The organism is Nocardioides sp. URHA0020, from assembly GCF_000620705.1.
In the GTDB taxonomy this organism is placed as follows: domain Bacteria; phylum Actinomycetota; class Actinomycetes; order Propionibacteriales; family Nocardioidaceae; genus Nocardioides.
This window is the reverse complement of sequence record NZ_KK211168.1, coordinates 22,672-47,946: the sequence shown is the minus strand read 5'-3', so window position 1 is coordinate 47,946 and position 25,275 is coordinate 22,672. Positions and strand designations below refer to the sequence as shown.

Here is a 25,275-nt window from a genome sequence, read left to right as displayed (position 1 = left end):
GCTCAGGGCCGGTCGACGTGCCCTGGCGGACTACCGGCTCAGACGGCCCCGTGCCGACGCTTGGTCACCTGTCCCCGGATCAGGCTGTTGACGAGGAGAACGAGGATGGCGGCAACGACCGCCTGGACGATCAAGACCTGCCACCAGACGTCCATGTCCATCCCCTCGGCCAGGAAGCCTCCGACGAAGGCGCCCACGAGTCCGAGCACGAACGTCAGGATCCACCCGATCGCCTGCCGACCCGGGATCAGCAGTCGCCCTAGTGCCCCGACGACGATCCCGGCCAGAAGTGCAGTGAAGATTCCTGCGGTGCTCATGCGATCTCCCCAACGTGCAGCGCCAATCCGTGCCTTCGTCAGGGGCCGGTACCCCGTCCCCGGGCGAGGAAACGGGCGCTGTCACGAGGTGGGTCCAGATCAGCTCGACGCGCAGATCACCACTTGCCGGGGCGCCGTTAGTCGCCGGCTTGCCGAGGGCTCGGCGAGCTCGTCAATGTTGAGAGGGGTGAGTGGACACTTTGTGGAGCACCGGTTCAGATCCCGGAGGCCTTTCAGGCCCAGGGATCCGCAGATCACCGGGCCTGATTTCGCAGGTCAGACGCCCTTTCGCGCACTCTGCGTTCGGTCGGCCTGACAGGATTCGAACCTGCGACCCCTTGGAGGACCTTAGGCAGTCGGTCGCGACTTGCCCTGGCGAACGGAAACCGTTTTTGACCTGCGGAAAGACCTCCGTCAGATTTGTTCGGTGTAGCGCTCGACGGCTCGAATCGGCCGACGTCTGAGAGGGTTTACGACCAGTTGAGGACCAGTGTTTTGCGCTGAAGCGCGGACGATCGAGCGCCGGCCAGGACGCGCGGTGGGTCGGCAACGCGCTCCCCGATCTGCACCTCGGCTGAAGTTACACGTGGTTGGAGGCGCCCCATAGGCGGTGGAATGACTCACTTGCTGGGAACGCGTCTGCGAGCAGGAACCGGTCCAGTTGGGCCGTCGCTAGGCTTTAGCGGGGTTCGGGGCACCGTCTTGCCGCATTGCGAATGGTGGCGGCCTCACCCGAGCTGGGCGACGATTTAGCGGGCGTTCGCGCTGCGTCTTGGCTGCTTCGAGGTGGAATGCGAAGAAGGGTTTTTCGCCTTGGACTCACGACTTTCGTCGTATCACGATCGCCTTCACCATGGTGGGGCCTTGTCGCTTTGAAAGGACTGCTCGGCCAAGAACGGTTCGATGGCCGACACGAGGCAGCCATCCTCTTGCGGCCTCATCGACGCCGAAGTGTGCGTCTCAGTCGCTAGCCAGCCGTGCTGTGAACTCGTCGCCGGTAGTGCAGGGGAGACTCGCCGATCTGTCGCTTGAAGGCGGTGCTGAACGCGCTTTCGGATCCGTAGCCGAGCCGGGAAGCGAGATCGCCGACCCGCACGTCGGGGTCACGCAAGGCCCGTTGAGCCAGAAGCATCCGCCAGCGCGAAAGGTATGAGAGGGGTGGAGTGCCTGCGACCTTTCGGAACCGGTCGGCGAAGCTAGTCCGCGACATGCCGGCGGCGCGGGCGAGCTCCGTCAAGCCCCACGGTGTGCCTGGGTGGTCGTGCATGAGCCGCAGAGCCGGGGCGAGCTGCTCGTCTGCCAAGAGCCGGAGCCATCCGACTGGGGGCTCCTCCTGCTCCAAGTACGCGCGCAGCACCTCAAGCAGGAACAGCTGGCCCTGCTGGCGGATAGCGAATGCGGACCCGAGCCTGCCGCTGGAGGCTTCTTCGACGATCTGCACAACGATCGTGGCCAAGCGGGACGCCGCGGGCGTCGAGGCCCGGACGTGGACCAAGCCGGGCAACGCCGTGCGAAGCAACTCCTGTCCTGCAGGGTTCACCTCAATCCAGCCTCCAACGAGAACGTCGTCGGTCGACAGGTCGGCCGCAGCCAACTCCATCGCATCGAAGCTTGCCGCGGGGCTCAGCTCGCGGGGCGGTCCGTCGTCATCGAGCCCGCCGCGGACCTCCAGGCTTGTGCGGTGGTTGAGCAGCACCACGTCGGCGGCAACGAGTTCGATCGGTCCATCCGGTCCACCTGGTCCGTCGACGGTGAAGCGAGCGGAGCCGGCGACTAGCGCGATGAGCTTCAACGGCCGCGCCACTGGCTCGCGGGCAGTCCACGGGCCACGCACCGCGAACCCGCCGGTCACCATGCCGCGGACGCCTACCTGCTCGAAGACGTCAGAGAGCACATCAGGCAGAGAAGCGGTCGCGATAGCCATGTTCGTACTTTGAAGCAAGAAATACGGATTCGCAAGCATTCCGAGTCCGGCCGTAGCCGGTCAGACTTGAATCATGATGACGCAGCAGGTTCCTCTGCACACCCCGTTCACACCCGCCTCCACCGCCACGGACGTCCTGCTGGGCGTCGACCTGCGCGGGCGCGAGGCCATCGTCACGGGCGGCCACAGCAGGCTGGGGCGCGAGATCACTCGCGCTCTCGCGGCCGCCGGCGCGACCGTCACGGTCGCGGCACGCGACACGTCGCGTGCGACCGCCGCAGTGGAGGAGATCCCCGGTGTCCGGGTCGAGCAGCTGGATCTCTCCGATCCGACCTCGATCGAGGCCTTCGCCGCTCGATGGATCGCCTCCGAACGCCCGCTGCACATGCTGGTCAACAACGCCGCCGTCCTGTTCGGACCCGAGCTGCGCCTCGACGCCCGCGGCCACGAACTGGCGTTCTCGACCTCACACCTCGGTCACTTCCACCTCACGCGGTCGCTCCTCCCAGCCCTACGCGCAGCGCACGGTGCCCGAGTCCTCACGGTCACCTCCGGCGCCGCCCGGATCGGTGAGATCCGTTGGGACGACCTCAACTTCTCCAGCGGCTACAACCCCGTGGCCGCCTACGCGCAGTCCAAGCGCGCGAACACCCTCTTCACCGTCGAGCTCGACCGTCGCTACGCCGAAGACGGCATCCGGGCCTTCGCGGCACACCCCGGCGTCATCGTCGGGCCCGGCCCTCACGCCCCTGGACGACTGGATTCCTTCCGCGCCCAGGGCCTCGTCGATGAGCACGGTGCCACCATCGTCGACCCAGTCGCAGGAAAGAAGACCATCGAGCAGGGCGCTGCCACCCTCGTGTTCGGCGCCGCCAGCCCTCTGCTCGAAGGCATCGGCGGCGTCTATCTCAAAGACAGCGACGTCGCCGTAATCGACGACGAAGACCAACCCATGACCGCCGACAGCATCCCCGCCGACGCCAACATCGCCATGCTCGACCCCGAGGACGCGCGGCGCCTGTGGAACCTCACCGAGCAGCTGCTCGCCTGACATCTCAGGGGTGACCGGTCACTCGCGTCGGTGTGACGCAACTTCGTGAGTGCGCGGACCGCGGCAGGGTGCCCCGCAGCGCAAGCTGTCTGCGGGCATGAGCGGTCACTTCCGAGGGACCGTCTGGGCGCGAGGACTCGTTGCTTTAACCCTTCCCGAGCGTGTCTAGGGCGGCCATGTCGTCATCGCTGAGCGCGAAGCCGCCGACGTCCGCGTTGGAGCGGATCCGCTCCGGGTTCACGGACTTGGGAATGACCACGAAGTCGTGCTGGAGATGCCAGCGGATGATCACCTGGGCGGCCGTGCGGCCTTCCCGCTCGGCGATCTCCACGATGGTCGGGTGGTCGAGCGTGCCGCCGCGCAGGGCGCTGTAGCCCTCGAGCACGATGCCGCGGTCGCGGTGGTCGGCCACCGTCGCGGCGTCGTACAGCAGGGGGCTCCACTCGATCTGGTTGACGGCCGGGGTGTACCCAGTGGCCGCGGTGACCTCGTCGAGGAGGGCGGAGTCGAAGTTGCTGACCCCGATCTCGCGGGCGAGTCCCGACTCGCGGGCCTGGCCGAAGGCGCGCCAGATGTCGTTGTTGGACGACCCGTCTCCCGGCCAGTGGATCAGCCACAGGTCGACGTGGTCGGTCTGCAGCAGATCGAGGCTGGCTTTGAGGGTGTCGAGCTCGTTCCCGGCCTGGCTGGGCGGGCACTTGGTCGTCAAGAAGACCTCGTCGCGCGGCACACCGCTTTCGGCCAAGGCGCGTCCTACCTCGCCCTCATTGCCGTAGACGGTGGCGGTGTCGAGGTGGCGGTAGCCGGCTTCGAGGGCCGCCGACGCGGCGCGGACGGCCTCGTCGCCCTTGATCTGCCAGGTCCCGAAGCCAAGTAGCGGCATCGCCGAACCAGCGGCCAGGGTCACGGTGTCGTCGGGCAGCTCGATCGAGTGGGTCATGACCCCACCCTAGGCAGGCGGGATCAACTGGCCACGGCACAGCCGCTTTGCGACGAACCTTTCGCATGCGAGCGTCCACACCATCACCCATGAACCGGGCGACCAATCTGGCTCCGGCACGTCTCTGCCTTTCGGCGCACCCTGCGGATCGCGCAGATGCGGTTGTTCGGGTCCTGGCGGCTCACCTCGACGCTCACCACCGCAACCGACACGGCGGACTCGACTACCGTCCCGAGGACCTCGGACTCGACCTCGACGACCTCGGCCTGCGCCTCACGTTCTACGCCGACAGCTTCCTGGTCTGAGACCTCGCTCGGGCAGCGGCCGCCGGCCCAGTCACAATGGCCGACCTCGGGCGAAGGTCACTCCGGTGACGTGCGGTGGCGGTATGCGACCGGCCCGTTCGGCCCCGCGAGCCAGTACGTCGGAGTCGTTGCAGCAGCCGCTGCGCGTTCGTTTGAGACAGAGGAGCCCGATGAGGCGGTGGTTGGGGTCCGTGACGGCCAGGCGGCGTGACTGTTGCCTCTCCAGGATGGCTGCCGCTTCGGCCAGCGGTTGCGAAGGTCCGATCGTTCGGGATGCGATGGTGGCCGTGTTGATCGCGGCGTCGTTCGGGACGATGCCTAGAGCGATGTCTGGACGCAGATCGTCGCGGGTGAGCGTGCCGTGGAGGACGCCGTCGTCAGAGACGAGCAACAGCATGTGGACGTGGTCGTCGGCCAGTGCGGCGCGTGCTCCCTCGACGGTCAGGTCGAGGCTGTGGGTCTTGGGCCGTCTAAGCATCGCGTCGGCAACTTGTAGCTGACGTGTCGGAGTTGCCGGAGCGCCTGCGAGAGATGAGTCGCTGCGGGGGTGGCAGCTGGTCGGTGGGCGACTCACACCGTCGCCTCGACGTCGGCGGGTGCCGGCTGGAGTCGTTCGATGCGGGCCGGGAGGTGCTTGTGCCAGGGCGTGGCTGAGAACGGGTCGCGCCGTGTGGAGTCGGTGAGCTCGTTGAGAGCCACCCCTACACGGGTGAGGTTCTTCGAGTTCTCGGACGTCGCAAGGTTGTCAGCGTTCGTCGGGTCGTCTTGTTGGGCGTTCGGTAGGTCGAGCCCGAAGCCGTTGGGCAGGCTGGCGTGTCCGGGCTGCAGTCGGTCGTCGATCTCGACCTTGCTCGTGGCTTGGCCCCGGCTGGTCGTGATGACGGCTTGGTCTCCGGTCGCCAGGTGGAGTCGCTCGGCGTCGGTGGGGTTGATGCGGAGCGCGCCTTCGGGGTCGCGCTGACGCCAGGTGGGGTCGCGGAAGATGGTGTTGGCGGTGAAGGCGCGTCGTTGTCCAGCGACTAGCACGAACGGGTAGTCGTCGCTGGTGTGGGTGGTCGGGGTCTCCGGCAGCGCGGAGAGTGCGTCGAGCAGGTCCGGGATGGCGAGGGGGATCGGGTCGGGACTGTGGCGAACGTGCTTCCAGGCGTCTTCGGGGCGGTCCAGGGTAAAGGTCACGCCCGATCGGCTGGACACGATGTCGTCGAAGAGTTCGTCGGCGTTGCGGTGGCCGGCCCTGCGCATGGCATCCGGGTAGTCGCGAGAGACCTTGACTGCCAGTCCCCACAGGACGGCGGCTGCCTGTGCGTCGTCGGGAAGGGTGCGGCCCAGGGAGTGGTAGAGCAGGTATGGCGCCATCTTGATGGTCGTGCGGTCGGCGGCGAGGAGTGCGGCAAAGGCTGCCTTGAACGCCGGACGTCCCAGTCGCAGCGCTGTCCGTAGGAGGGCGACCCGGCGGGTGGGTGCAGCGCCGAGTGCTTCGAGGAGACGGCTGTAGATGACGGGCTCGGGCAGGGTGCCGGGCAACGGGTCGAGTGCCGGCGCCCGGAGCTGGAAGGTGTTGCCCGGGAACTCGAAGTTGAAGAACGTGGCCTCCCACTTCTCGAACTGGCTGCTGGCGGGGAGCACGTAGTGGGCCAATCGGGCGGTCTCGGTCATCGCAACGTCGGTCACGACGACGAGGTCGAGGGCAACGAGGGCTCGCTTGAACTCGGCGGAGTCCGCGAACGAGTGGGCAGGGTTCGAGGAGTCGATCATCATCGCCCGGAACCGGCGCGGGTGGTCGGTGAGGATCTCAGAGGCGATCACGTTGCACGGCACCAGACCGGCCGGCATGGGGGTGTCGGTGACCGGGGTGCGCTGCACGCGGGTCTCGTAGCGACCCAGCGGCGCGAGCGAGGTGTGAGGTTGCATAGCTCCGGGCCTGCCGAAGTTCCCGGTCAGCAGCCAGGTGAGCTTGTTGAGGTAGGAGATCAGGGTGCTGTTCGGTCCCTGCTGGACGCCCAGGTCCTCGTAGGTCGAGACGCTACCGGCGGTCGCAATGCGGCTCGCGACCTCGCGGATGCGCTGCTCGGGCACGTGACACACGTCTGCGTAGGCGGCGACATCGACGGCGCCCAATGCCTCCAGCACTGGACCTTGGTCGGTGAGGTGCTCACGGGCGAAGGCATGGTCGACCAGGTCCTCTTGAACGATGACGCCGAGGATCGCGGCCAGGCACCAGGCATCGGTCCCAGGGCGGACCTGAAGGTGGTAGTCGGCGAGGTCGGCGGTCTCGGAGCGAATCGGGTCGATGACGACCATCGTCCGGGCCGGGTCCTTTGCGATGTCCTTGAGGACTGTGCGGGCACGGGTGACGCCGTGGCTCTGCCAGGGATTCTTGCCGATGAACACCGAGACCTCGGCGTGCTCAAAGTCGCCGTGGGTGTGTCCACCGGTGAGGTGGGCGTCGACCCATGCCTCGCCGCACTTCTCCTGGGCCAGGGGGTTGGAGCGGTAGCGCGCACCGAGCGCGTGTTGGAGCGGCTGGCGGTACGCGCCGCCGAGGTGGTTGCCCTGTCCGCCGCCGCCGTAGAAGAAGATGCTCTCCCCGCCGTGGGTGTCGCGCACTGCGGTGAGACGTTCGGCGATCTCGTTGATCGCGGTGTCCCAGCTGATCTCGCTGAAGCTGCCGTCGGCTTCGCGGCGCAGTGGGCTGGTCAGCCGGCGCCCACCGTTTTGGTAGTGGTCGAGCCGCAGAGCCTTGTTGCACGTGTAACCGTGGCTGGAGACGTGGTCCTTGTCGCCACGAATTTTGACGAATCGACGGTCGTCGACCTGCACCTGGATGCCGCAGTTGTTCTCACACAAGATGCATGCGGTCTTCTTCCACTCCAGGTCGGCTTCCGCAGCCGCAGTCACCGTCCGGATTGGTGCGGCACTGGCACCTCCGTCGCCTCGCCCAGTCCTTCGGTCAAAGGCGTGCGGGGTGGTGGTGTCACGGGTCTGGGTCATGGGTCGCCTCTCGTGGGATTGGTTCTCCGAGACCGCTTTGGTTCGGAGGTCCCGTGGTGTGTCTCGGTATCGCTGCTTGCTCGACTTGGACAGATTGTAGAGCATGTGCTCTGATACTCAGGACGAAAGGAGAGCCATGCCAACTCTCACCAAGCACGGCCCGCTCTGGACGATCGACTTGGGCGAGGACGAGAACCGCTTCTCGCCCGCCTTCCTCGCCTCGATGGAGGAGTTCTGCGACGAGATCGCCTCTGGTACTGAGCCAGCGGCGCTGCTGACTACCGGGGGCGGCAAGTTCTATTCCAACGGCCTCGACCTGGACTGGCTCGGTGCTCACCCCGACGAGATGGACTCCTACGTCCACCGAGTTCACGGACTGTTCGCGCGGGTGCTGACGCTGCCGGTGCCGACGGTGGCCGCACTGAATGGTCACTCCTTCGGTGCCGGAGCGATGCTGGCGATGGCGCACGACTACCGGGTCATGCGCGAGGACCGCGGCTACTTCTGCTTCCCCGAGGTCGACATCCACATCCCGTTCACCTCTGGGATGGCGACACTCATCATGTCCAAGCTCACCCCACGCGCGGCCGCGGACTCGATGATGACCGGACGTCGGTACGGCGGTGCTGATGCGAGCGCCGCAGGCATCGTCGACGCCACCGCCGCCCTGGAAGGGCTCCACGAGGCCGCCGTCTGCATGGTGCAGGACTTGGCCGGCAAGGACCGCGACACCCTGGGCAAGATCAAGCAGGTCATGTTTGCCGACGCGGTCGCCGCTCTGCAGAAGACGAGCTGAGTCGCTCGTGGGCCGCCCCCGAGAGCACGACCTCGACACCCTCCTCGGACATGCTCGAGACCTCTGGGCCGAACAGGGCGCGACCGCGCTGACCATCCGTGCACTCAGCGCCCGCTCCGGAGTCTCCAACGGCGCCATCTACAACGCGTTCGGCTCACGCGCCAACCTCTTGGCACGCGTGTGGGCAGCCGAGGCAGAGAAGTTCCTCACCTTCCAGACCTCGACGGTCGACATCGCCCTCGCCGCCCACGACGCGGTCGGCGCCGTCGTCGCAGCCGCCCTCGCCCCGTCCGACTACGTCCTCCACGACGAAGCGGCCGCCCGGCTACTGCTGGCCACAAGCCTCGACGACCTGCGCGAAGCAGACGTCAGCCCGGCCGACCGCGAGCGCCTCAACGACCTACGCGCAACCCTGTCCCTGCTGATCCGCCGGCTCGCCGAGCAGCTCTGGGACAACACCGACCCCCCAGCCATCACGCTGATCAAGTACTGCCTGGTCGACCTCCCCTCCGCACTCCTACTCGCCCAGAACGCCCCCACCGACCCCCTCGCCCGCTACGCACTCGAGCACGCCGTCCGCGGAATCGCCGCCGGCACCCCGCCCCAGCGCTAACTGCCCAGGCACACGTCGCACAACGCCGGCCGGACTGAACGCCAACCAAGGAACCTCATGTCAACCGAACCCGCCACCGCCGTCGACGCCGACGTGCTTATGTCCCTGTCCGGACTAGAGCTTCTTCGACTCGGCCTCACCGACGCACCACGCCCGCCCAGCATCGGTCAGCTGCTCGGCATGCGCCTAGCCGACGTCGAGTACGGATCTGTCACCTTCGAGCTCACCACCCAGCCACTCTTCAGCAACCCACTCGGCACCGTCCACGGCGGCATCGCAGCCACCATGCTCGACTCTGCGATGGGCTGCGCCGTGCACACCACCCTCGAAGCCGGAGCTTGGTACGCGACGCTGGAACTGAAGGTGAACTACATCAAAGCCGCCAGCGTCCAAGGCCAGACTCTCATCGCAACAGGGCAGACAATCCACGTCGGACGCAGCACTGCCACCGCAGAAGGTCGCGTCGTCGACAGCGAGGGAAACCTCATCGCGCACGGCACAACGACCTGCCTGATACGCCGGTAGGCAACCGCACACGCTCGTCACACCTGCCGATGTTGAACCGACCGGATCTCGGCAGATCCGCGCGTCCGGCAGACGGCGACGAGGCACTGGCCCCGAACCGCAGATCGCGGCACGAGCGACTGGCCTTCGCACATGGCACTTGACTGACCGTCCCTGTGGAACAGCCGTCCGGGGACACAGCGACCGGCCCTGCACTCATCCCCAAAATTGGGGAAGAGATCCCTCCGACGCGTAGCAGTCGCTCAACTGGGCAAACCCCTAGGGTCCGGCCCCCAGGGTCGGGTGAGTCAGGTTGGTCGGCCTCCGGTCGGCCCTCGATGGTGGCACCGGGCCTCGGGATGTCTCAGGCCCGTCTCGGGGTGGCGCGCTCAAATCGTTCGGGGGGACGATGGAACGCTCTAACCAGATCACGGTCGCGATAGTCGACCAGCATGTCCTGTTCACCCAATGCCTCGCGATGGCGCTGGAGCTGCGGAACTACTCCTGCCGGGTGTTGCCCGAGCCAGACGAGGCGCCGGAAGCTGGCTCGATCTTGGGACAGCTCCTCGCGATGCGCCCGGACGTCGTGCTGGTCAATGCTGATCTCGGGCCATACTGCAGCGGCGTCGAGTTGGTCGAGCCTTTGGTGCGCGCCGGCATTGCGGTCGTGGTCATCACCGAGTCGATCGACGAGCCACTGTGGGGGCGATGTCTGGCCCGAGGTGCCCGCACCGTGTTGTCCAAGAGCGCTCAGCTGACATCCGCAATCGCGGTGGTGCGACGAGTCAGTCAGGGCCAACTCGTCCTCGACCGGTCCGAGCGGGACCGCTTGATCGCGGTGCACCGCCGCTACGCCGTGCAGCAACGCGAGCTCCGAGAGCACCTACGGCGCCTCACCATCCGCGAGCGCGAGATCCTGCGGCACCTGGTCGCCGGGGTCACGGTCCGTGAGATCGCTGCACGCCGTGTCGTGAGCGAGGCGACGGTGCGGAGTCAGGTGAAAGCGGTTCTGAGGAAGCTGGACGTCAGTTCTCAGATCGCCGCTGTCGCGGTTGCTCGTCAGGCCGGCTGGAGCGCCCCGATCGGATCGCTGGCCAGTTGACGTGGCCTTCCCACCGCTCAGGCGCATCAGGCCTACTGGCTCGGACCCGCCGATACGCGGCGCAAAAGGCTAGGTGGCGACCCACTGTCCCGGTGACATGTTCGGCCGGCTGTACGCGCGTCTCGCGGTCAGAGTCCGAGCTCGTTGCTGACCTGCGGTGATGTTGCTGAGAGCCCTGAGGGCGTCGGTGCGATCCTGCGAGATCTTGCGAGTCAGGGTGGGCCCACACCGAGCCTTCGGACAACGCGTCACCGGCACACGTCACCAGCCTCACCAATGAATGCGCGCAGCCGCGTGGTGCCGTCTCACCCGTTCCGCATGAGGCGCGGCGGGACAAAGGACGCTGAACTTGGGTCGCATGGCAACGTCCGACAGCTCCCACGCCACCATGTCGGGGTCCCCGCCCCCGGCGCCGGATCCGGCCGTCGTCATCCGCTCCCGGCCCTACTTGACGGCGCTGGTGCTCGCGACGTTGCTCGGCATCCCTATCTCGGGGGTCGCCTACGGGTTCCTCGCGTTGGTCACCCAGGTCCAGGACTACCTCTTCACCGACCTGCCGGGTGACCTCTTTGCCGGCGGCACGCCGGCCTGGTGGCCTGTGCCGTTCCTGCTGCTCTGCGGCTTGCTGACCGGCCTGACCATCCGGCACCTGCCCGGCAACGGTGGTCATTCACCCGCCTTCGGCTTCGTCGCCGGAGGTGCTCAGCCCGTCGACCGAGAACTTCCCGCGATCGTCCTCGCCTCGTTCGCCACGCTGGCGCTGGGTGCCGTCCTCGGGCCCGAGGCGCCGCTCATTGCCATCGGTGGTGGTCTCGCGGCACTCGTGGTCCACCTGCTCAAGAAGGATGCGCCGCCGATGGCGGTGACGATCATGGCCTCGGCCGGCAGCTTTGCGGCGATCAGCACGCTGCTGGGCTCGCCGCTCCTCGGCGCGTTCCTCATCATGGAGAGCGCCGGGATAGCCGGCGCGACGTTGAGCCTGGTGGCGCTACCGGGCCTGCTCGCGTCCGGTGTGGGCGCCATCGTGTTCGTTGGCCTCGACAGCTGGACCGGTCTCGGTGACTTCTCCCTGGCTCTCACCTCGGTGCCGCCCGCAGTGGCCCCCACGGTGGCGACGCTGGCCTGGGCCGTGCCGCTCGGGGCGGCAGCCGCGTGCCTGGGTTGGGTGATCCGATGGATCGGCCTGTCGCTGCGCCCGATCGTGCACCGGAGCCGGGTGCTGGTGACCGCATGCCTCGGGCTTGCCATCGGCCTCACCGCGATGGCCTACCAGCTCGTCTCGGGACACAGCTTCACCCAGGTGCTGTTCTCCGGACAGGACAACCTGCCTGCCGTGGTGGCGCACGCGGCGGACTACTCCGTCGGCACCCTCCTGCTGCTCGCGGCGTGCAAGACGCTGGCGTACGGGCTGTCGTTGAGCGCGTTCCGTGGTGGCCCCGTCTTCCCCGCCATCTTCATCGGGGCGGTGCTCGGGATCGCAGTCTCCGGCGTCCCCGGGATGGCGACGGCGCCGGCCATGGGGATCGGGATCGGCGCGATGTGCACGGCGATGCTGCGCCTGCCACTGACCTCGACGCTGCTGGCGACGCTGCTCCTGGGTGCCGACGGCCTGTCGACGACACCCGAGGTCGTGGTCGCGGTCGCGGTCGCGTACGTGGTGACGATGATCCTCCCGGTGCCGGCCGCGATCCGGCCCGGAGAAGTCCCGTGAGCCGAACATGCCGTCCATGCCCGGACCAGCACCCAGAGCCCCAGAAGGCCAACCCTGACGAAGTCCCAGGCGAAGACAAGCACAGCGAGACTCAACCACCGGGCGTCCCCGGCGGCGATGGCTCGTACCAGGGCGTACCAGGCCGTCCTCGGACATGCTCGACATCGCGGTCCGTCATGACGCGATCCCGACGAACCCGGTCCACGGGACCAGCCACGTCCACAGGCCCCGGCAGGAGACCAGGGCACTCTCCGAGGCAACCACCAGAGCGACGAGCTGGGCTCAGATTCGTAGTCCACGACACGTTGTCGACCAGCAGTCGACCATCCTGAGGCCCCACGTCACAACCAAAACCGCCTCTGCCCTGCATATCTGCAGGTCAGAGGCGGTTTGTTGGTCGGGCTGACAGGATTTGAACCTGCGACCCCTTGACCCCCAGTCAAGTGCGCTACCAAGCTGCGCTACAGCCCGAACGGTCGCCACCTTGTGAGCAGCGAACCGGCGTGAACACTACCGCAGGCCGGGCCTTCGCTCGGAATCGGGTCAGCCCATCGACTTCTGGCCGTCGATCGTCTCGCGGATGATGTCGGCGTGGCCGGCGTGCTGGGCGGTCTCGGCCGCGATGTGCACGAACGCCCGGCGGGCCGACCAGCTCGCGCCGGGCTCGAACCACGGCGCCTCGGGCAGCGGCTGGCGCGCGTCGAGGTCGAGGGCCGGGTTGGCGAGCAGCGCGTCGGTCGCCTCGGCGACCTCGTCGTACGCCGCGAGCAGGCCGGCCAGCGTCTCGCCCTCGAGCATCCGGAAGCCGTTCTGGTACTCCAGCACCGCGGGCGGCGGGTTCGACCAGTCGATGTTGGACCAGTCCACGTCGGGGCGCGTGGCCGGGCCCTCGACGACGAAGTCCGCCCAGTTCTTCTCGACGGCGGTCACGTGCTTGACGAGGCCGCCGAGGCACAGCTGGCTGACGGTGGGCGTCGAGGCGGCCTGGTCGTCGGTCAGGCCGCGGACAGTGGCGAGGAAGAGCTCGCGGTGCTTGCGGAGGAGGTCGAGGAGGTCATCGCGTTCAGTGGTCATGGGACCAGGCTAGGAAGCGATCAGGCCAGTTCCTGACCTCAATGAGAACGGACCTCGGCAGAGCCCGCGGAGACCCGCAGCGAGGACGCGTCGACCGCGACGAAGGCGGACGCCGGGATCCCCTTGAGCTCCTCGATCAGCCGATCCGGCCAGTGCACGTTGCGCTCACCCTGGAAGTACCACGGGGACCCGTTGTCGGCCAGCACCAGGCCGTAGGTCTTCATCGCCCTGATCACCGCGACGGTGTACGGCGAGAGCCCGCGCGTCGGGTAGCCCGCCCGCAGCCGGAAGCGCGCGCCCATCGGCGGGTAGGCCCGGCTCGACCGCGAGCCCGCGTCGTGACGCGCCGGCCACAGGTGGTGCCTGCTGGTGACGTCGGTGGTGAAGCGGATCGCGTGGTCGACCCGCCTGGCCCTCACCTCCGACCACCGCAGCAGCCCGGGCAGGATCGGCAGCCCGGCGGCGTCGGCGGAGGTCCAGCCGTTGGGCCGCAGCCGGTTGGAGCGCAGCGACCACACCGCCCCGGAGCCGGCGACCCACCTCCCCCGGCTGGTGCGGGTGTTCCAGGTCTCGTAGAGCCTGCAGGCGCCGCGGTCCACCACGATCGCGTGCTTGTCGCCGTCGGAGCCGCGCCCACCCTCGACCCGGGTGTCGCGACCGAGCGGATAGCGGACGCGGTCGCTCTCACGGGCGTAGTCGAACCGGACCCGCACCCTGGCGTGCGACGGCTTCACCACCGTGACCGGGATGCCGTAGCCGGGACCATCGCCGTACGACGGCCCGAAGTCGGGGTGCAGGTCACGGCCCGTCGACATGTGCGAGAGCCACTGCCGGCTGCGGGCGTGCACGGGCAGCCCGCGCACGCTCGCGTTCCACCAGTTGTCCGCCGGGAAGACCCGACACCCGCCCACCGCGCGCTGGACCGGAGCCCGCTCGCCGTACGCCGTGCTCGCGGTCGGGACGGTCAGTGCCAGCGCGACGACCGCGACCGCGAGTCTTCTCATGCTGGGACGCTAGCGCTTGCGCTTCTCGCGCGGGCGCTGCTCCAGGATGATCGGGGTCCCGACGAAGCCGAACTCCTCGCGCAGGCGACGCTCGATGAACCGCTCGTACGACGCGTCCAGCTTGCCGCTGGTGAAGAGCACGAACGTCGGCGGCGCGGTGGAGGCCTGGGTGCCGAAGAGCACCTTCGGCTGCTTGCCGCTGCGCACCGGGTGCGGGTGCTCGGCGACGAGCCGGCCGAGGAAGCCGTTGAGCGTGCCGGTCGAGATCCGGGTCTCCCAGCCGGCGATGGCCTTCTCCAGCGCCGGCACCAGCCGGTCGATGTGCCAGCCGGTGCGGGCAGTGAAGTTGATCCGCGGCGCCCACTGCACCTGGACGAGCTCACGCTCGATCTCGCGCTCGAGGTAGTAGCGGCGCTCCTCGTCGACGAGATCCCACTTGTTGAACGCGATGACCAGCGCGCGGCCGGCCTCGCGGACGGTCTGGAGGATCCGGACGTCCTGCTCGGAGATCGACTGCTCGGCGTCGAGCACCAGCACGGCCACCTCGGCCCGGTCGATCGCGGTCGACGTGCGCAGGGAGGCGTAGTACTCGTGGCCCGAGGCCTCCTTGACCCGCTTGCGCAGGCCAGCGGTGTCGATGAAGCGCCAGACCCGGCCGCCGATCTCGATCAGCTCGTCGACCGGGTCGACGGTGGTGCCGGCGACGTTGTCGACGACGACGCGCTGCTCCCCCGCGAGCATGTTGAGCAGCGAGGACTTGCCGACGTTGGGCTTGCCGACGATCGCGATCCGGCGCGGACCGCCGACCTCGCCGAGCCGCTCCTCCGGAGGCTCCGGCAGCGCCGCCAGGACCGCGTCGAGCATGTCGCCGGAGCCGCGACCGTGCAGGGCGGAGACCGGGTAGGGCTCGCCGAGCCCGAGGTTCCAGAGCCCGTACGTCTCGGCCTCGGTGCGCTGGTCGTCGACCTTGTTGGCCGCGAGCACGACGGGCTTGCCCGATGCACGCAGGATCTTGACGACGGCCTCGTCGTGGTCGGTGACGCCGACGGTCGCGTCGACCACGAAGAGCACCGCGTCGGCCAGGCCGACCGCGATCTCGGCCTGGGCGCGGATCGAGGCGGCAAGGCCACGGGCGTCCGGGTCCCAGCCGCCGGTGTCGACGACGGTGAAGGCGCGGCCGGCCCAGTTCGCGTCGTACGAGACCCGGTCGCGGGTCACGCCGGGGACGTCCTCGACGACCGCCTCGCGGCGACCGATGATCCGGTTGACCAGGGTGGACTTGCCGACGTTGGGGCGACCGACGACGGCGAGGATCGGGACGGGCCCGGTGTCCTCAGCCACGCCCTCCGCTGCATCCTGGGGGGCAGGCTCGTGCTCGGTCATGGTGCTCCTTGATCGGTGACCCCGGTCGGGGGGTCGGTCTCTACGTCGGTTGGCGGCAGCGGACCCGGGAGTTCCCGGCCGGTCGACGCGCGCGCCCGGTCCAATTGGACCATCATGTGCTCACGGAGCAACAACGACGCCTTCTCCACTTGTTCCCGGGTCCTCGGCCACGGCGCCGCGTCGATGCGGCACACCTCGCCGAAGACCATGTCGATGGTCGCCCCACCGTGCGGCAGGGAGCCGCTGGTGCCGCCGGGATCGCGGCTCCCGAGGGTGGTGAGGGGTACGACGGGCGCGCCCGACACCAGCGCCAGGTAGGCCGCGCCGCGGTGGAACCGCTCGAGGTCGCCGGCGCCTCGGCTGCCCTCGGGGTAGATCCCGACCGTGCGGCCCTGGCGCAGCGCCCGCAGGCAGATCTTCACCGCGCGCGGGTCGGCGTTGTAGCGGTCCAGCGGCACCTGCCCGGAGCGCCACAGGAACCAGCCGAGCAGCCCGCGGAACATCTCCTGCTTGGTCAGCACGTGCACCGGCCGCGGCGCGTAGATCGCAAGCAGCGGGCCGTCGATGACGCCGACGTGGTTGGAGGCGAAGATCACCGGACCGGAGGTCGGCACCTGCTCGGCGCCGTGCACCCGCACGTCGTACCGACGGCGGAGCAGCCAGCGCGCGACCGGGCGCAGCGGGTAGAGCAGGTAGCGCGGCGAGCTCCTGACCCGGTCGCTGCGCGGGCGCTCCAGGTGCACGCGGGCGTCGGTCACCGGTGCGCCCCGACGTCCTCGACGAGAGCGACGACGAGGTCGATGACCTCGTCGAGCGAGTACGGCGTCGTGTCGATGTGGACGGCGCCCTCGGCCATCGTGAGCGGAGCAGTGGCGCGGCCGGAGTCGATCTTGTCGCGCGCGAGCAGGGACTCCTGGGTCGCCGCCAGGTCGGCGCCACCCTCCTCGGCGGCGCGGCGGGCGGCCCGCGCCGCGGGGTCGGCGCTGATGTAGAGCTTCACCGGGGCGTCGGGGGCGACCACCGAGCCGATGTCGCGGCCCTCGACGACGATCCCGCCGTCGGCCGACTCGGCGGCGATCACCGCGCGCTGCAGGTCGAGGAGGCGGGCGCGCACCTCGGGCACGGCACTGACCGGCGACACCGCGGCGTTGACCTCGTCGCTGCGGATCTCGACGGCGACGTCGGTGCCGTCGACGGTGATCGTGGGCGCGAGCGGGTCCGTGCCCGACACGATGACGGGCTCACCGCAGCGCGCGGCGACCGCAGCCGGGTCGTGGACGTCGACGCCGGCGCGCAGGAGCCACCAGGTCATCGCGCGGAACATCGCACCGGTGTCCAGGTAGCGCAGCCCGAGCCGGTCGGCCGCTCCGCGCGAGGTGCTCGACTTGCCCGATCCGGACGTGCCGTCCACCGCGACGACGAGACCGGGGGCGAGCGGGTGCGCAGAGCTGTTCACGGGGCCGCAGCCTACCGGTGAGTGACCCACCCGCGGGATTCGAGCGACACGAGCAGGTGCTCGGCGCGGGCCTCCTCGACCAGCAGCTCCACCAGGCCGACCGGGCGACCCGGATCGTGGTCGATGTGCACGTCCTCGATGTTGACCTCGCTGGCGCCGGCGTCGGCGAAGAGCCGAGCGAGCTCGCCGGGGTGGTCGGGCACCGAGACGAAGACCGACCGGGTGGGTCGCGCCGGCCCACCGTGCTTGCCGGGGATCGCCCGGGTGCCGGCGACCCCCTGCTCCAGGAGGGTGCCGAGGCCGTCGCGGTCACCGCTCGCGATCGCCTGGATCAGCACGTCGAGCTCGCCGCGCACCTCCCCGAGCAGCCCGAGCACGGCGTCGGCGTTGGCGGTGACGATCTGGCCGTAGAGGGCGGGGTCGCCGGCGGCGACCCGGGTGACGTCCCGCACTCCCTGGCCGCTGAGGGCGAGGTGCTGCTCGGGAGCGTCGGCCAGTCGGGCGGCCACGAGGGAGGCGAGCAGGTGCGGCACGTGCGACGTACGCGCCACCGCGCGGTCGTGCTCGGCCGGGCTGAGCTGCACCGGTACGGCGCCGCAGAGCCGGGCCAGCGCCTCGACCAGCGCGACCGCGTCGGGGCGGGACGTCGCGTGCGGGGTGACGGCCCACGGCCGTCCGTCGAAGAGCGCGGCGGTCGCGGCCAGCGGCCCCGACCGCTCGCTGCCGGCCATCGGGTGCCCGCCGACGTACCTCTCGATGCCGGGGTGGTCGGCGACCGCAGCGAGCGGTCCGGTCTTGACGCTCCCGACGTCGGTGACGACCGCGTCGGAGGCCCCGAGCGCTCGGGCGATCTCGACGCCCAGGTGGTCCGGGGGCACGGCGACCACGACGAGCTGCGGGCGGTCCTCGGCGGTGCGCGGACGACCCGCACCCAGGCCGGAGGCCGTGCGCAGGTGCTCCGACGACGCGTCGGTGAGCAGCACGTCGATCCCGACGCGGCGACAGGCCAGCGCGATCGAGGTGCCGAGCAGCCCGGTGCCGACGACCTCGACCGGTCCGGCCAGCTCAGTCATCGGTGGCAGCGTCGTCGGGCACGGCGCGCACCCGCGTGAGGTCGCGGCGCAGCGCGGCGGCACCGTGCAGGTAGACGTGGGTGATGTCAGCGCGTGGGAGGTCCGTCTCGACGTGCGCCATCATCCGCACCACCCGCGGCATCGAACCGGCGATCTCGAGCTCTCGAGCACAGATCAGCGGCACGTCGCCGAACCCGAGTCGGCGCGCGGCGTACGCCGGGAACTCCGAGACCAGGTCGGAGGTCGCCGTGAAGATCACCGAGATGAAGTCGTCGACCTCGAGCCCGTTGGACGCCATGACGTCGGTGACCATCTCGGCCACGCGCTCGAGCATGTGGTCCCGTACGTCGTCCTCGAGCTGGGTCGCTCCTCGCACTGCCCTGACTGCCACCCGGCAACCCTATCGGGGCTGATAGCTCCCGAACGACCAGTGGTTGCCCTCTGGATCCTCGACGCTCCCCCCGCGGCCGCCGTAGTCCTGGTCGACCATCTCCCGCACCACCGTGGCGCCCGCGGCGACCGCCTTGTCGAAGAGCGCGTCCGGGTCGTCGACCACGAGGTACGCCGCGGAGCCACCGACGTTCGTGACGACCCCGTCGGGACGCTGGCTGCCGAACATCACTCCCCCGCCGCCGGGCCACAGCCACTCGGCGTGCACGACGACCGACGGGTCGGTCTCGTCCCGGTACGTCGCGTGCTCGGTGAAGCCGATCGCGCCCAACCACGCCATCATCGCGTCGGCGTCGCCGAAGCTCAGGGTCTGCCAGTGCTTGACGTCCGCTGCATCGCTCATGTCCTCAGCCTGCCTCGTCGTCGCCCAGGTGGTCTTGAAGAAATGGGAACTCCTCGCGCAGCCAGGTGGTCGGCGTGCAGCCCGCGAGCGCGACCCACTCGCGCGTCAGGTGCGCCTGGTCGGCGTACCCGCACGCCGGCGCCACCTCGACCAGGCGACGGCGGCCGAGCATCGCCTTCGACGTCTCGAAGCGACCGAGCCGCTGCAGGTCCTTGGGCGTCATCCCGCACTCGGCGCGCACGAGCGTCGTCAGGTGCCGGCGGCTGTAGCCCACGTCGTCGGCGACGCGTTGCACGCTCGCGCCGCGGGTGAGGCCGGCGAGGGCGCGCCCGACCTCGGCGCGGGGCTCCGGCGCCCCGTGACGGGCCAGCTCGGCGATCAGGGCGCGCTCCACCACCGCCGCGCGATCCTCGACCGGGCAGCCCGCCAGCTGCTCGGGGAGGTGCCGCAGTCGCGGTGCGACGTCCGTGACGTCGAGCAGCTCCCCCGACAGCTCCGCGGCCGGCAGCCCCAGGAGGGCCCGCGCGCCCGACGTGGTGAGCGCGAGCTGCACCCCCACCTGGGTGCCGTCGTGGTGGATCTCGGCCGGGTGCGCGTGCAGTCCGGACACCGTCGACCAGCGCCGCTGCCGGCTGCCCGGCCGACCCGCCCAGCCGACGTCGAGCGGCGCGCCGACGGGCAGCACGAAGGTGAGCGTCGTCGACGGCAGGCCGCGGTGCAGGCCGGGCGCACCGAGGTCGACGTCGTACGCCGTCAGGGAGGCGACGTACGGCGCCAGCGCGGGAGCGACCGGGGCCATGGGACCCACCGTACGGCGAACTGTCCCCGAGGATGAGCCGCGATCGCCCGCGACCGTGTAGACAACAGCCGTGGCCACCACCGACGACCAGCCGATCCTGGCCATCAGCGACGAGCTCGTCGGCGACGTCCGGGTGCTCCGCTGCGTCGGCGAGATCGACATGGCCTCGGCCCCCGGGCTGCGCGAGCGGATCGCCGGCCACCAGGTCGACGGTCCGCCCCACCTGGTGCTCGACCTGACCGGGGTCACCTTCATCGACTCGCTCGGCCTCGGCGCCCTGATCGGCGCCCACAAGCGCGCCCGTGTGCTGCAGGGCTCGCTCCTGATGGTCCCCAGCGACGCGACTCGCCGCGTGCTCACCGCCACGGCGCTCGACCGCGTCTTCGAGCTCCGCCCCACCCTCGCCGCAGCCCTCCCCACCGGCTGAGCACCCACCCGCTGGTTGAGGTGCGAGGGCCCCCAGGCCCGAGCCTCCAGCGCCCGCCCGCTGGTTGAGGTGCGAGGGCCCCCAGGCCCGAGCCTCCAGCGCCCGCCCGCTGGTTGAGGTGCGAGGGCCCCCAGGCCCGAGCCTCGAAACCCCCGCAGCCCTCGCAGTACGTCGATGCCGTCGGTCGGCACCGCACGAATGCGGCAGGGGTCTCGACAACGCTCAGGCGCCAGAGCGCCTTCCCTGCTCGACCACCGGGAGCTACGACGTCCCCGCTGGTTGAGGTGCGAGGGCCCCCAGGCCCGAGCCTCGAAACCCCCAAGCCCGACCTCCAGCGCCCACCCGCTGGTTGAGGTGCGAGGGCCCCCAGGCCCGAGCCTCGAAACCCCCGCAGCCCTCGCAGTACGTCGATGCCGTCGGTCGGCACCGCACGAATGCGGCAGGGGTCTCGACAACGCTCAGGCGCCAGAGCGCCTTCCCTGCTCGACCACCGGGAGCTACGACGTCCCCGCTGGTTGAGGTGCGAGGGCCCCCAGGCCCGAGCCTCGAAACCCCCGCAGCCCTCGCAGTACGTCGATGCCGTCGGTCGGCACCGCACGAAGGCGGCAGGGGTCTCGACAACGCTCAGGCGCCAGAGCGCCTTCCCTGCTCGACCACCGGGAGCTACGACGTCCCCGCTGGTTGAGGTGCGAGGGCCCCCAGGCCCGAGCCTCGAAACCCCCCGAACCCGACCTACAGCGCCGCGTTGTCCAGCAGCTCGCCCAGCTCGTCGAGCGTCAGGTCGCGCATCTCCCCTGACAGCAGGCCCCGCAGCACGACCGGCCCGATCTGGGTGCGCGTGAGCCGGCGCACGGGGTAGCCGATGTGCTCCATCAGCCGCCGCACGATCCGGTTGCGGCCCTCGTGGATCACCAGCTCCACGATCGACTTGTCCTTGCCGGCCTCGATGATCCGAGCGTTGCTGACGGTCACCGGCCCGTCCTCGAGCGTGACGCCCTCGACCAGCTGCTTGAGCGTGCGGCGGTAGATCTCGCCCTCGACCTCGGCGACGTACGTCTTGTCCACCTCGTACGACGGGTGCGCCAGCCGTTGGGCGAAGTCACCGTCGTTGGTCAGGATGATGAGCCCGGCGGTGTCGGTGTCGAGCCGGCCGACGTGGAAGAGCCGCTCGGGCCGGTCGGCGACCAGGTCCTGCAACGTACGCCGGCCCTCGGGGTCCGACATCGTCGACACCACGCCGCGCGGCTTGTTGACGGCCAGGTAGACCTTCTCCGAGATCGGCGGCAGCCGCTTGCCGCTGACCCGGATCACCGCGGTGCGCGGGTCGACCTTGGTGCCGAGCCGGGTGACGATCTCGCCGTCGACCTCGACCTGGCCCTCGAGCATCAGCTCCTCGCACTTGCGGCGCGAGGCGACGTTGGACATCGCCAGCAGCTTCTGCAGCCGGATCAGGCCGTCGTCGTCCATCTCCAGGCCCGAGCTGTGCACGTCGTTCATGTCGGCTCGGTCCCGCCATCGGGCTCGGTGCCGTCGCCGCTGTGCGGCGAGGCATGCGGCGAGGTGTGCGGATGCTCGGGCTCCGGAGCCGGCTCGCTGGCGACCGGCGGCGGGGCGACCATCTCGGCCAGCTCGTCCTCGAGGTCGGCCATGTCGGGCAGGTACGGCGCCAGCTCGGGCAGCTCGTCGAGCGAGGTGACGCCGATCCGCTCGAGGAAGTAGCCGGTCGTCCGGTAGAGGTTCGCCTGGGTCTCGTGGTCCTGCCCGGCCTCCTCGACCAGGCCGCGGGCCAGCAAGGTGCGCATCACGCCGTCGACGTTGACCCCGCGGATCGCCGACACCCGCGCCCGGGACACCGGCTGCTTGTAGGCGACCACGGCGAGCGTCTCCAACGCCGCCTGAGTGAGTCGAGCCTGCTGACCGTCGAGCACGTAGGCCTCGACCACCGCGGCGTACTCGTCGCGGGTGTAGTAGCGCCAGCCGCCGCCCACGTTGCGCAGGTCGAAGCCACGCCCCTGCTCGGTGTACTCCTCGGCGAGCGCGCTCAGCGCCGCCGTCACCTCGTCGACGGGATAGCTCACCGCGGTGGCCAGCGCGACGGTCTCCATCGGCTGGTCGGCGAGCATCAGCAGCGCCTCGAGCGCGGGACGCAGCGCGGTCAGCGGTACGGCGAGCCGCTCCTCGGACTGCTCGGCCGCGACGTCCTCGACCTCGGTCTCACTCATCGCCGTCATCTCCCTGTGCGTCTGCGTGGTCGGGCGCCGCGTCAGCCACCGGCGGCGCGCCGTCGAACTCGTCGGTGACCAGGTCCTCCACGGCCGTGTCGTCGTCTCCGGTCCACCGTACGGTGAGCTCGCCGAGCGGGGTCAGCTGGTCGAAGCCGACCGCCCCCTCGCGGAAGAGCTCCAGCAGCGACAAGAAGCGCGCCACCGTCGTGAGCCGGTCCGGCGAGTCGCCGCACAGGGCCCGGAAGGTCATCGAGCCGTTGCGGCGGAGCCGGTCGACGACCAGCGCCGCCTGCTCGCGCACGCTGACCTTCGCGGCGTGGATGTGGTGCAGCGAGAGCTCGAGGACGGGCTTGGGCTCCAGCGCCTTCGCGGCGAGCTGGGCGAACTGCTCCAGCCCGATCCCGATCAGCACCTCCGGCAGCAGCCCGGCGTACCGCTCCTCCAGGCCGACCGCGCGCGGGTGCCGGCGCGACTCCACCGCCAGCCGCTGCTCGAGGACCGAGGCGACCTGCTTGAACGCGCGGTACTGCATCAGCCGGGCGAAGAGCAGGTCGCGCGCCTCCAGCAGGGCGAGGTCCTCCTCGTCCTCGACGTCACCGGACGGCAGCAGCCGGGCGGCCTTGAGGTCGAGCAGCGTCGAGGCGACGAGCAGGAACGACGTGGTCTGCTCGAGGTCCCAGATCGGCCCGCCGGCCTTCACGTGCGCGATGAACTCGTCGGTGACGCGCGACAGCGCGACCTCGGTGATGTCGAGCTTGTGCTTGGAGATCAGGCTGAGCAGCAGGTCGAAGGGACCCTCGAAGTTGTCGAGGTGCAGAGCGAAGGCCGGCGCGGACTCCCCCGCGGTCTCGTCGACGACCGGGGCCGTCATTCCTCGGTCAATCGTCGGACCAGCGCGCTGTCGTCACCGTGCGCCTCGAAGTCGGCCAGCACCAGCGCGATGGCCTCGCGGACCAGCCGTCCGCGGTCGACGGCCAGGCCGTGCGCGCGACGCAGCCCCAACCGGGCGTGCTCGATGTCGAGCAGCTCGTCGGAGGTCACGTAGACCGTCATCTTCTCGTCGTGGCGGACGCGACCGCTCGGCCTCTTCGGCGCTGCCTCGACGTCGTCCGCGACCTCGGCCACGGGTTCGGCGCGGGTCTCGGCCGGGGTCTCGGAGGCGACCTCGGCCGTACGGCGGAAGAGGTCGTCGGCGGCCGGCAGGCTCACTCGTCGGGCCAACGAGCCAGCACCTCCCTGGCCAGCTGACGGTAGGAGTCAGCACCGGCAGAGCTCGAGGCGTACGCCGTGATCGGCTCGCCGGCCACGGTCGCGTCGGAGAACTTCACGGTCCGGCGGATCACGGTGTGGAAGACGGTGTCGCCCCACGCCTGGACCAGCCGGTCCATCACCTCGCGGCTGTGCAGCGTGCGGCCGTCGTACATCGTGCCGAGCACGCCGTAGATCTCCAGCTTGGGGTTGAGCCGCTCGCGGACCTTGTCGATGGTCGTCTTGAGCAGCGCCACGCCGCGCAGGGCGAAGTACTCGCACTCCAACGGCACGATCACGCCGTCGGAGGCGGTCAGCGCGTTGACCGTCAGCAGGCCGAGCGACGGCTGGCAGTCGATCAGGATGACGTCGTACTCCGAGAGCGCCGGCGCGAGCACCCGCTGCAGGGTCTGCTCACGCGCCACCTCGTGGACGAGCTGCACCTCGGCGGCGGACAGGTCGATGTTGGACGGCAGCAGGTCCATCCCGGCCACCCCGGTCGGGACCACGACGTCCTGGAGGGTGACGTCCTTCTCCATCAGCAGGTTGTAGATGGACAGCTCCATCTCGTGGGGGTTGAGCCCCAGGCCGACCGAGAGCGAGCCCTGCGGGTCGAAGTCGACGAGCAGCACCTTGCGGCCGTACTCCGCCAGCGACGCACCGAGGTTGATGGTCGTCGTGGTCTTGCCCACGCCGCCCTTCTGGTTGCACATGGAGACGACCCGGGCGCGGCCGTGGCTGACGACCGGGCCCGGCTCGGGCAGCACCGGCATCGGGCGACCGGTCGGGCCCATCACCGGCTCGGTCACGGGCGAGGGGCTCGCCGGGCGCTCGAAGGGCAGGACGTCGGACACAGGCAGCTCATCTCGCGGGTCGGGGGAAGGCAGGTCGTCGGGAGGACGGGGGGTGCGGACCAGGGGTGGCATCGCGCCGGCTTCGAACGTCCCACCTGAGCTCATCCGACGCTCCTCCCCGACATGTCGACACGGCGACTTGTGGCCGACTGTGCGCGAGCCTAGGACCGCCCACCGACGGCGACAACAGCGGGGCGGAAACCCCCAGGCGGGCGGGGCAATCTGTGCACTCGGCCCCGCGTGGGTGCACAGGGCAGGGGTCCCCTGTGCACTCACCTGTGGATGACGGATCAGTCCGTGACGGTGCTCTGCGGCACGCCGTGCACGAGCTCGGCGTACTCGGGATGCTTGTCGATCCAGCTCTTGATGAAGGGGCACAGGGGCAGCACCTGGTGCGTCCCGGTGGCGCGTACGTCGTCCAGCGCGAACCGCGCGAGGGTCGAGCCGATGCCCTTGCCCTCGAACGTCGGGTCCACCTGGGTGTGGGTGAAGATCACCAGCGCGTCGGTGAGCTGGTACTCCGCGAACCCGGCGAGCTCCCCGTCGAGGTGCGCCTCGTAGCGGTGCTCGGCGGGGTTGTGGGAGGTCTCGACGTCGGCCATGCGCCCAGCCTAGGCGCGGACCTGCGGCAGGCAACCGCTCGCACGCCGGCCCGACCGGACACGCCCCGGTAGGAGGTGCTCAC

28 protein-coding genes and 1 tRNA gene are annotated in these 25,275 nt (G+C 69.8%); 8 read left to right on the top strand and 21 right to left on the bottom strand.

Features of this window, described 5'->3' with window-relative positions; genetic code table 11:
* Nucleotides 1-38 precede the first annotated feature (38 nt).
* Entirely contained in the window at nucleotides 39-317 is a 279-nt protein-coding gene (locus N542_RS0111965; RefSeq protein WP_028644112.1) for a GlsB/YeaQ/YmgE family stress response membrane protein, read from the bottom strand.
* Nucleotides 318-1,284: 967 nt separating this feature from the next.
* Nucleotides 1,285-2,241, bottom strand: coding sequence for an AraC family transcriptional regulator (locus N542_RS0111960; RefSeq protein ID WP_036507882.1), 957 nt, complete (start codon nucleotides 2,239-2,241; stop codon nucleotides 1,285-1,287).
* A gap of 73 nt (nucleotides 2,242-2,314) precedes the next feature.
* Between N542_RS0111960 and N542_RS0111955 the strand changes: the two genes are divergently transcribed.
* Nucleotides 2,315-3,292 (top strand): SDR family NAD(P)-dependent oxidoreductase, encoded by a 978-nt coding sequence (locus tag N542_RS0111955; RefSeq protein ID WP_028644110.1) that lies wholly within the window; start codon nucleotides 2,315-2,317, stop codon nucleotides 3,290-3,292.
* A 145-nt stretch (nucleotides 3,293-3,437) separates the two neighbouring features.
* Here the strand turns inward: N542_RS0111955 and N542_RS0111950 are convergent, their stop codons facing one another.
* Nucleotides 3,438-4,232 (bottom strand): aldo/keto reductase, encoded by a 795-nt coding sequence (locus N542_RS0111950; protein WP_028644109.1) that lies wholly within the window; start codon nucleotides 4,230-4,232, stop codon nucleotides 3,438-3,440.
* Between the two features lie 89 nt (nucleotides 4,233-4,321).
* Here N542_RS0111950 and N542_RS0111945 point away from each other — a divergent pair, with 89 nt between their 5' ends.
* Nucleotides 4,322-4,537: a hypothetical protein gene (locus N542_RS0111945; RefSeq protein WP_028644108.1), complete on the top strand. Its 216-nt coding sequence runs from the start codon at nucleotides 4,322-4,324 to the stop codon at nucleotides 4,535-4,537.
* Nucleotides 4,538-4,568: 31 nt separating this feature from the next.
* On the opposite strand, the gene N542_RS27165 is transcribed toward N542_RS0111945, so the two are convergent.
* Together N542_RS27165 and N542_RS0111935 are read right to left on the bottom strand one after the other, a co-directional pair.
* Nucleotides 4,569-5,015: a CBS domain-containing protein gene (locus N542_RS27165; protein ID WP_028644107.1), complete on the bottom strand. Its 447-nt coding sequence runs from the start codon at nucleotides 5,013-5,015 to the stop codon at nucleotides 4,569-4,571.
* Between the two features lie 92 nt (nucleotides 5,016-5,107).
* Complete coding sequence (locus N542_RS0111935; RefSeq protein WP_081795170.1) at nucleotides 5,108-7,528, bottom strand: molybdopterin-dependent oxidoreductase; 2,421 nt, start codon at nucleotides 7,526-7,528, stop codon at nucleotides 5,108-5,110.
* A 136-nt stretch (nucleotides 7,529-7,664) separates the two neighbouring features.
* Here N542_RS0111935 and N542_RS0111930 point away from each other — a divergent pair, with 136 nt between their 5' ends.
* The 5 genes from N542_RS0111930 to N542_RS0111910 all read left to right on the top strand — a co-directional run bounded on the left by N542_RS0111930 (nucleotide 7,665) and on the right by N542_RS0111910 (nucleotide 12,254).
* Nucleotides 7,665-8,324, top strand: coding sequence for an enoyl-CoA hydratase-related protein (locus N542_RS0111930; protein WP_028644105.1), 660 nt, complete (start codon nucleotides 7,665-7,667; stop codon nucleotides 8,322-8,324).
* A 7-nt stretch (nucleotides 8,325-8,331) separates the two neighbouring features.
* Nucleotides 8,332-8,937 carry a TetR/AcrR family transcriptional regulator gene (locus N542_RS0111925; RefSeq protein WP_028644104.1) on the top strand — a complete coding sequence of 202 codons (606 nt, stop codon included), beginning with the start codon at nucleotides 8,332-8,334 and terminating at the stop codon, nucleotides 8,935-8,937.
* Nucleotides 8,938-8,994: 57 nt separating this feature from the next.
* Nucleotides 8,995-9,462: a PaaI family thioesterase gene (locus N542_RS0111920; protein WP_051551675.1), complete on the top strand. Its 468-nt coding sequence runs from the start codon at nucleotides 8,995-8,997 to the stop codon at nucleotides 9,460-9,462.
* A 388-nt stretch (nucleotides 9,463-9,850) separates the two neighbouring features.
* Nucleotides 9,851-10,543, top strand: a complete 693-nt coding sequence (locus N542_RS0111915) for a response regulator transcription factor (RefSeq protein ID WP_036507670.1) — start codon at nucleotides 9,851-9,853, stop codon at nucleotides 10,541-10,543.
* A 358-nt stretch (nucleotides 10,544-10,901) separates the two neighbouring features.
* Entirely contained in the window at nucleotides 10,902-12,254 is a 1,353-nt protein-coding gene (locus tag N542_RS0111910) for a chloride channel protein (RefSeq protein ID WP_197025949.1), read from the top strand.
* Between the two features lie 394 nt (nucleotides 12,255-12,648).
* On the opposite strand, the gene N542_RS0111905 is transcribed toward N542_RS0111910, so the two are convergent.
* The 10 genes from N542_RS0111905 to N542_RS0111860 form a co-directional block, all read right to left on the bottom strand.
* Nucleotides 12,649-12,725: transfer RNA gene (locus N542_RS0111905), tRNA-Pro, on the bottom strand.
* 72 nt (nucleotides 12,726-12,797) lie between these two features.
* Entirely contained in the window at nucleotides 12,798-13,328 is a 531-nt protein-coding gene (locus tag N542_RS0111900; protein WP_028644100.1) for a DinB family protein, read from the bottom strand.
* Nucleotides 13,329-13,366: 38 nt separating this feature from the next.
* The gene (locus tag N542_RS24620) at nucleotides 13,367-14,332 is read right to left on the bottom strand and encodes a hypothetical protein (RefSeq protein ID WP_051551673.1); all 966 of its coding nucleotides are present in this window, start codon (nucleotides 14,330-14,332) and stop codon (nucleotides 13,367-13,369) included.
* A 9-nt stretch (nucleotides 14,333-14,341) separates the two neighbouring features.
* Nucleotides 14,342-15,715, bottom strand: coding sequence for a ribosome biogenesis GTPase Der (gene der / locus N542_RS0111890; RefSeq protein WP_028644099.1), 1,374 nt, complete (start codon nucleotides 15,713-15,715; stop codon nucleotides 14,342-14,344).
* Nucleotides 15,712-16,473: a lysophospholipid acyltransferase family protein gene (locus tag N542_RS24615; protein WP_028644098.1), complete on the bottom strand. Its 762-nt coding sequence runs from the start codon at nucleotides 16,471-16,473 to the stop codon at nucleotides 15,712-15,714. The genes der and N542_RS24615 overlap by 4 nt, the downstream gene beginning before the upstream one ends.
* Complete coding sequence (gene cmk / locus N542_RS0111880; RefSeq protein ID WP_028644097.1) at nucleotides 16,470-17,171, bottom strand: (d)CMP kinase; 702 nt, start codon at nucleotides 17,169-17,171, stop codon at nucleotides 16,470-16,472. The genes N542_RS24615 and cmk overlap by 4 nt, the downstream gene beginning before the upstream one ends.
* A gap of 11 nt (nucleotides 17,172-17,182) precedes the next feature.
* Nucleotides 17,183-18,244: a prephenate dehydrogenase gene (locus N542_RS0111875; protein WP_028644096.1), complete on the bottom strand. Its 1,062-nt coding sequence runs from the start codon at nucleotides 18,242-18,244 to the stop codon at nucleotides 17,183-17,185.
* Nucleotides 18,237-18,635 (bottom strand): chorismate mutase, encoded by a 399-nt coding sequence (gene aroH, locus N542_RS24610; protein ID WP_051551672.1) that lies wholly within the window; start codon nucleotides 18,633-18,635, stop codon nucleotides 18,237-18,239. The genes N542_RS0111875 and aroH overlap by 8 nt, the downstream gene beginning before the upstream one ends.
* A 9-nt stretch (nucleotides 18,636-18,644) precedes the next feature.
* Nucleotides 18,645-19,037 (bottom strand): VOC family protein, encoded by a 393-nt coding sequence (locus N542_RS0111865; protein ID WP_028644095.1) that lies wholly within the window; start codon nucleotides 19,035-19,037, stop codon nucleotides 18,645-18,647.
* A 4-nt stretch (nucleotides 19,038-19,041) separates the two neighbouring features.
* Nucleotides 19,042-19,836 carry a helix-turn-helix domain-containing protein gene (locus N542_RS0111860; RefSeq protein ID WP_028644094.1) on the bottom strand — a complete coding sequence of 265 codons (795 nt, stop codon included), beginning with the start codon at nucleotides 19,834-19,836 and terminating at the stop codon, nucleotides 19,042-19,044.
* Nucleotides 19,837-19,906: 70 nt separating this feature from the next.
* On the opposite strand from N542_RS0111860, the gene N542_RS0111855 reads away from it, so the two are divergent.
* Nucleotides 19,907-20,263: an STAS domain-containing protein gene (locus N542_RS0111855; protein ID WP_028644093.1), complete on the top strand. Its 357-nt coding sequence runs from the start codon at nucleotides 19,907-19,909 to the stop codon at nucleotides 20,261-20,263.
* Nucleotides 20,264-20,995: 732 nt separating this feature from the next.
* Here N542_RS0111855 and N542_RS0111850 read toward each other — a convergent pair.
* From N542_RS0111850 to N542_RS0111825, 6 genes are all read right to left on the bottom strand, one after another.
* The gene (locus tag N542_RS0111850; protein WP_028644092.1) at nucleotides 20,996-21,760 is read right to left on the bottom strand and encodes a pseudouridine synthase; all 765 of its coding nucleotides are present in this window, start codon (nucleotides 21,758-21,760) and stop codon (nucleotides 20,996-20,998) included.
* On the bottom strand, nucleotides 21,757-22,485 hold the full coding sequence (gene scpB / locus N542_RS24605) for an SMC-Scp complex subunit ScpB (protein ID WP_036507863.1): 729 nt from the start codon (nucleotides 22,483-22,485) through the stop codon (nucleotides 21,757-21,759). Before scpB ends, N542_RS0111850 begins: the two co-directional genes overlap by 4 nt.
* Entirely contained in the window at nucleotides 22,478-23,359 is an 882-nt protein-coding gene (locus N542_RS24600; protein WP_036507665.1) for a segregation and condensation protein A, read from the bottom strand. Before N542_RS24600 ends, scpB begins: the two co-directional genes overlap by 8 nt.
* The gene (locus N542_RS0111835) at nucleotides 23,356-23,691 is read right to left on the bottom strand and encodes a hypothetical protein (RefSeq protein ID WP_442937466.1); all 336 of its coding nucleotides are present in this window, start codon (nucleotides 23,689-23,691) and stop codon (nucleotides 23,356-23,358) included. The genes N542_RS24600 and N542_RS0111835 overlap by 4 nt, the downstream gene beginning before the upstream one ends.
* Nucleotides 23,692-23,693: 2 nt before the next feature.
* Nucleotides 23,694-24,590 (bottom strand): ParA family protein, encoded by an 897-nt coding sequence (locus N542_RS0111830; protein WP_036507661.1) that lies wholly within the window; start codon nucleotides 24,588-24,590, stop codon nucleotides 23,694-23,696.
* 290 nt (nucleotides 24,591-24,880) lie between these two features.
* Nucleotides 24,881-25,192 carry a GNAT family N-acetyltransferase gene (locus N542_RS0111825; RefSeq protein WP_028644089.1) on the bottom strand — a complete coding sequence of 104 codons (312 nt, stop codon included), beginning with the start codon at nucleotides 25,190-25,192 and terminating at the stop codon, nucleotides 24,881-24,883.
* Nucleotides 25,193-25,275 lie beyond the last annotated feature (83 nt).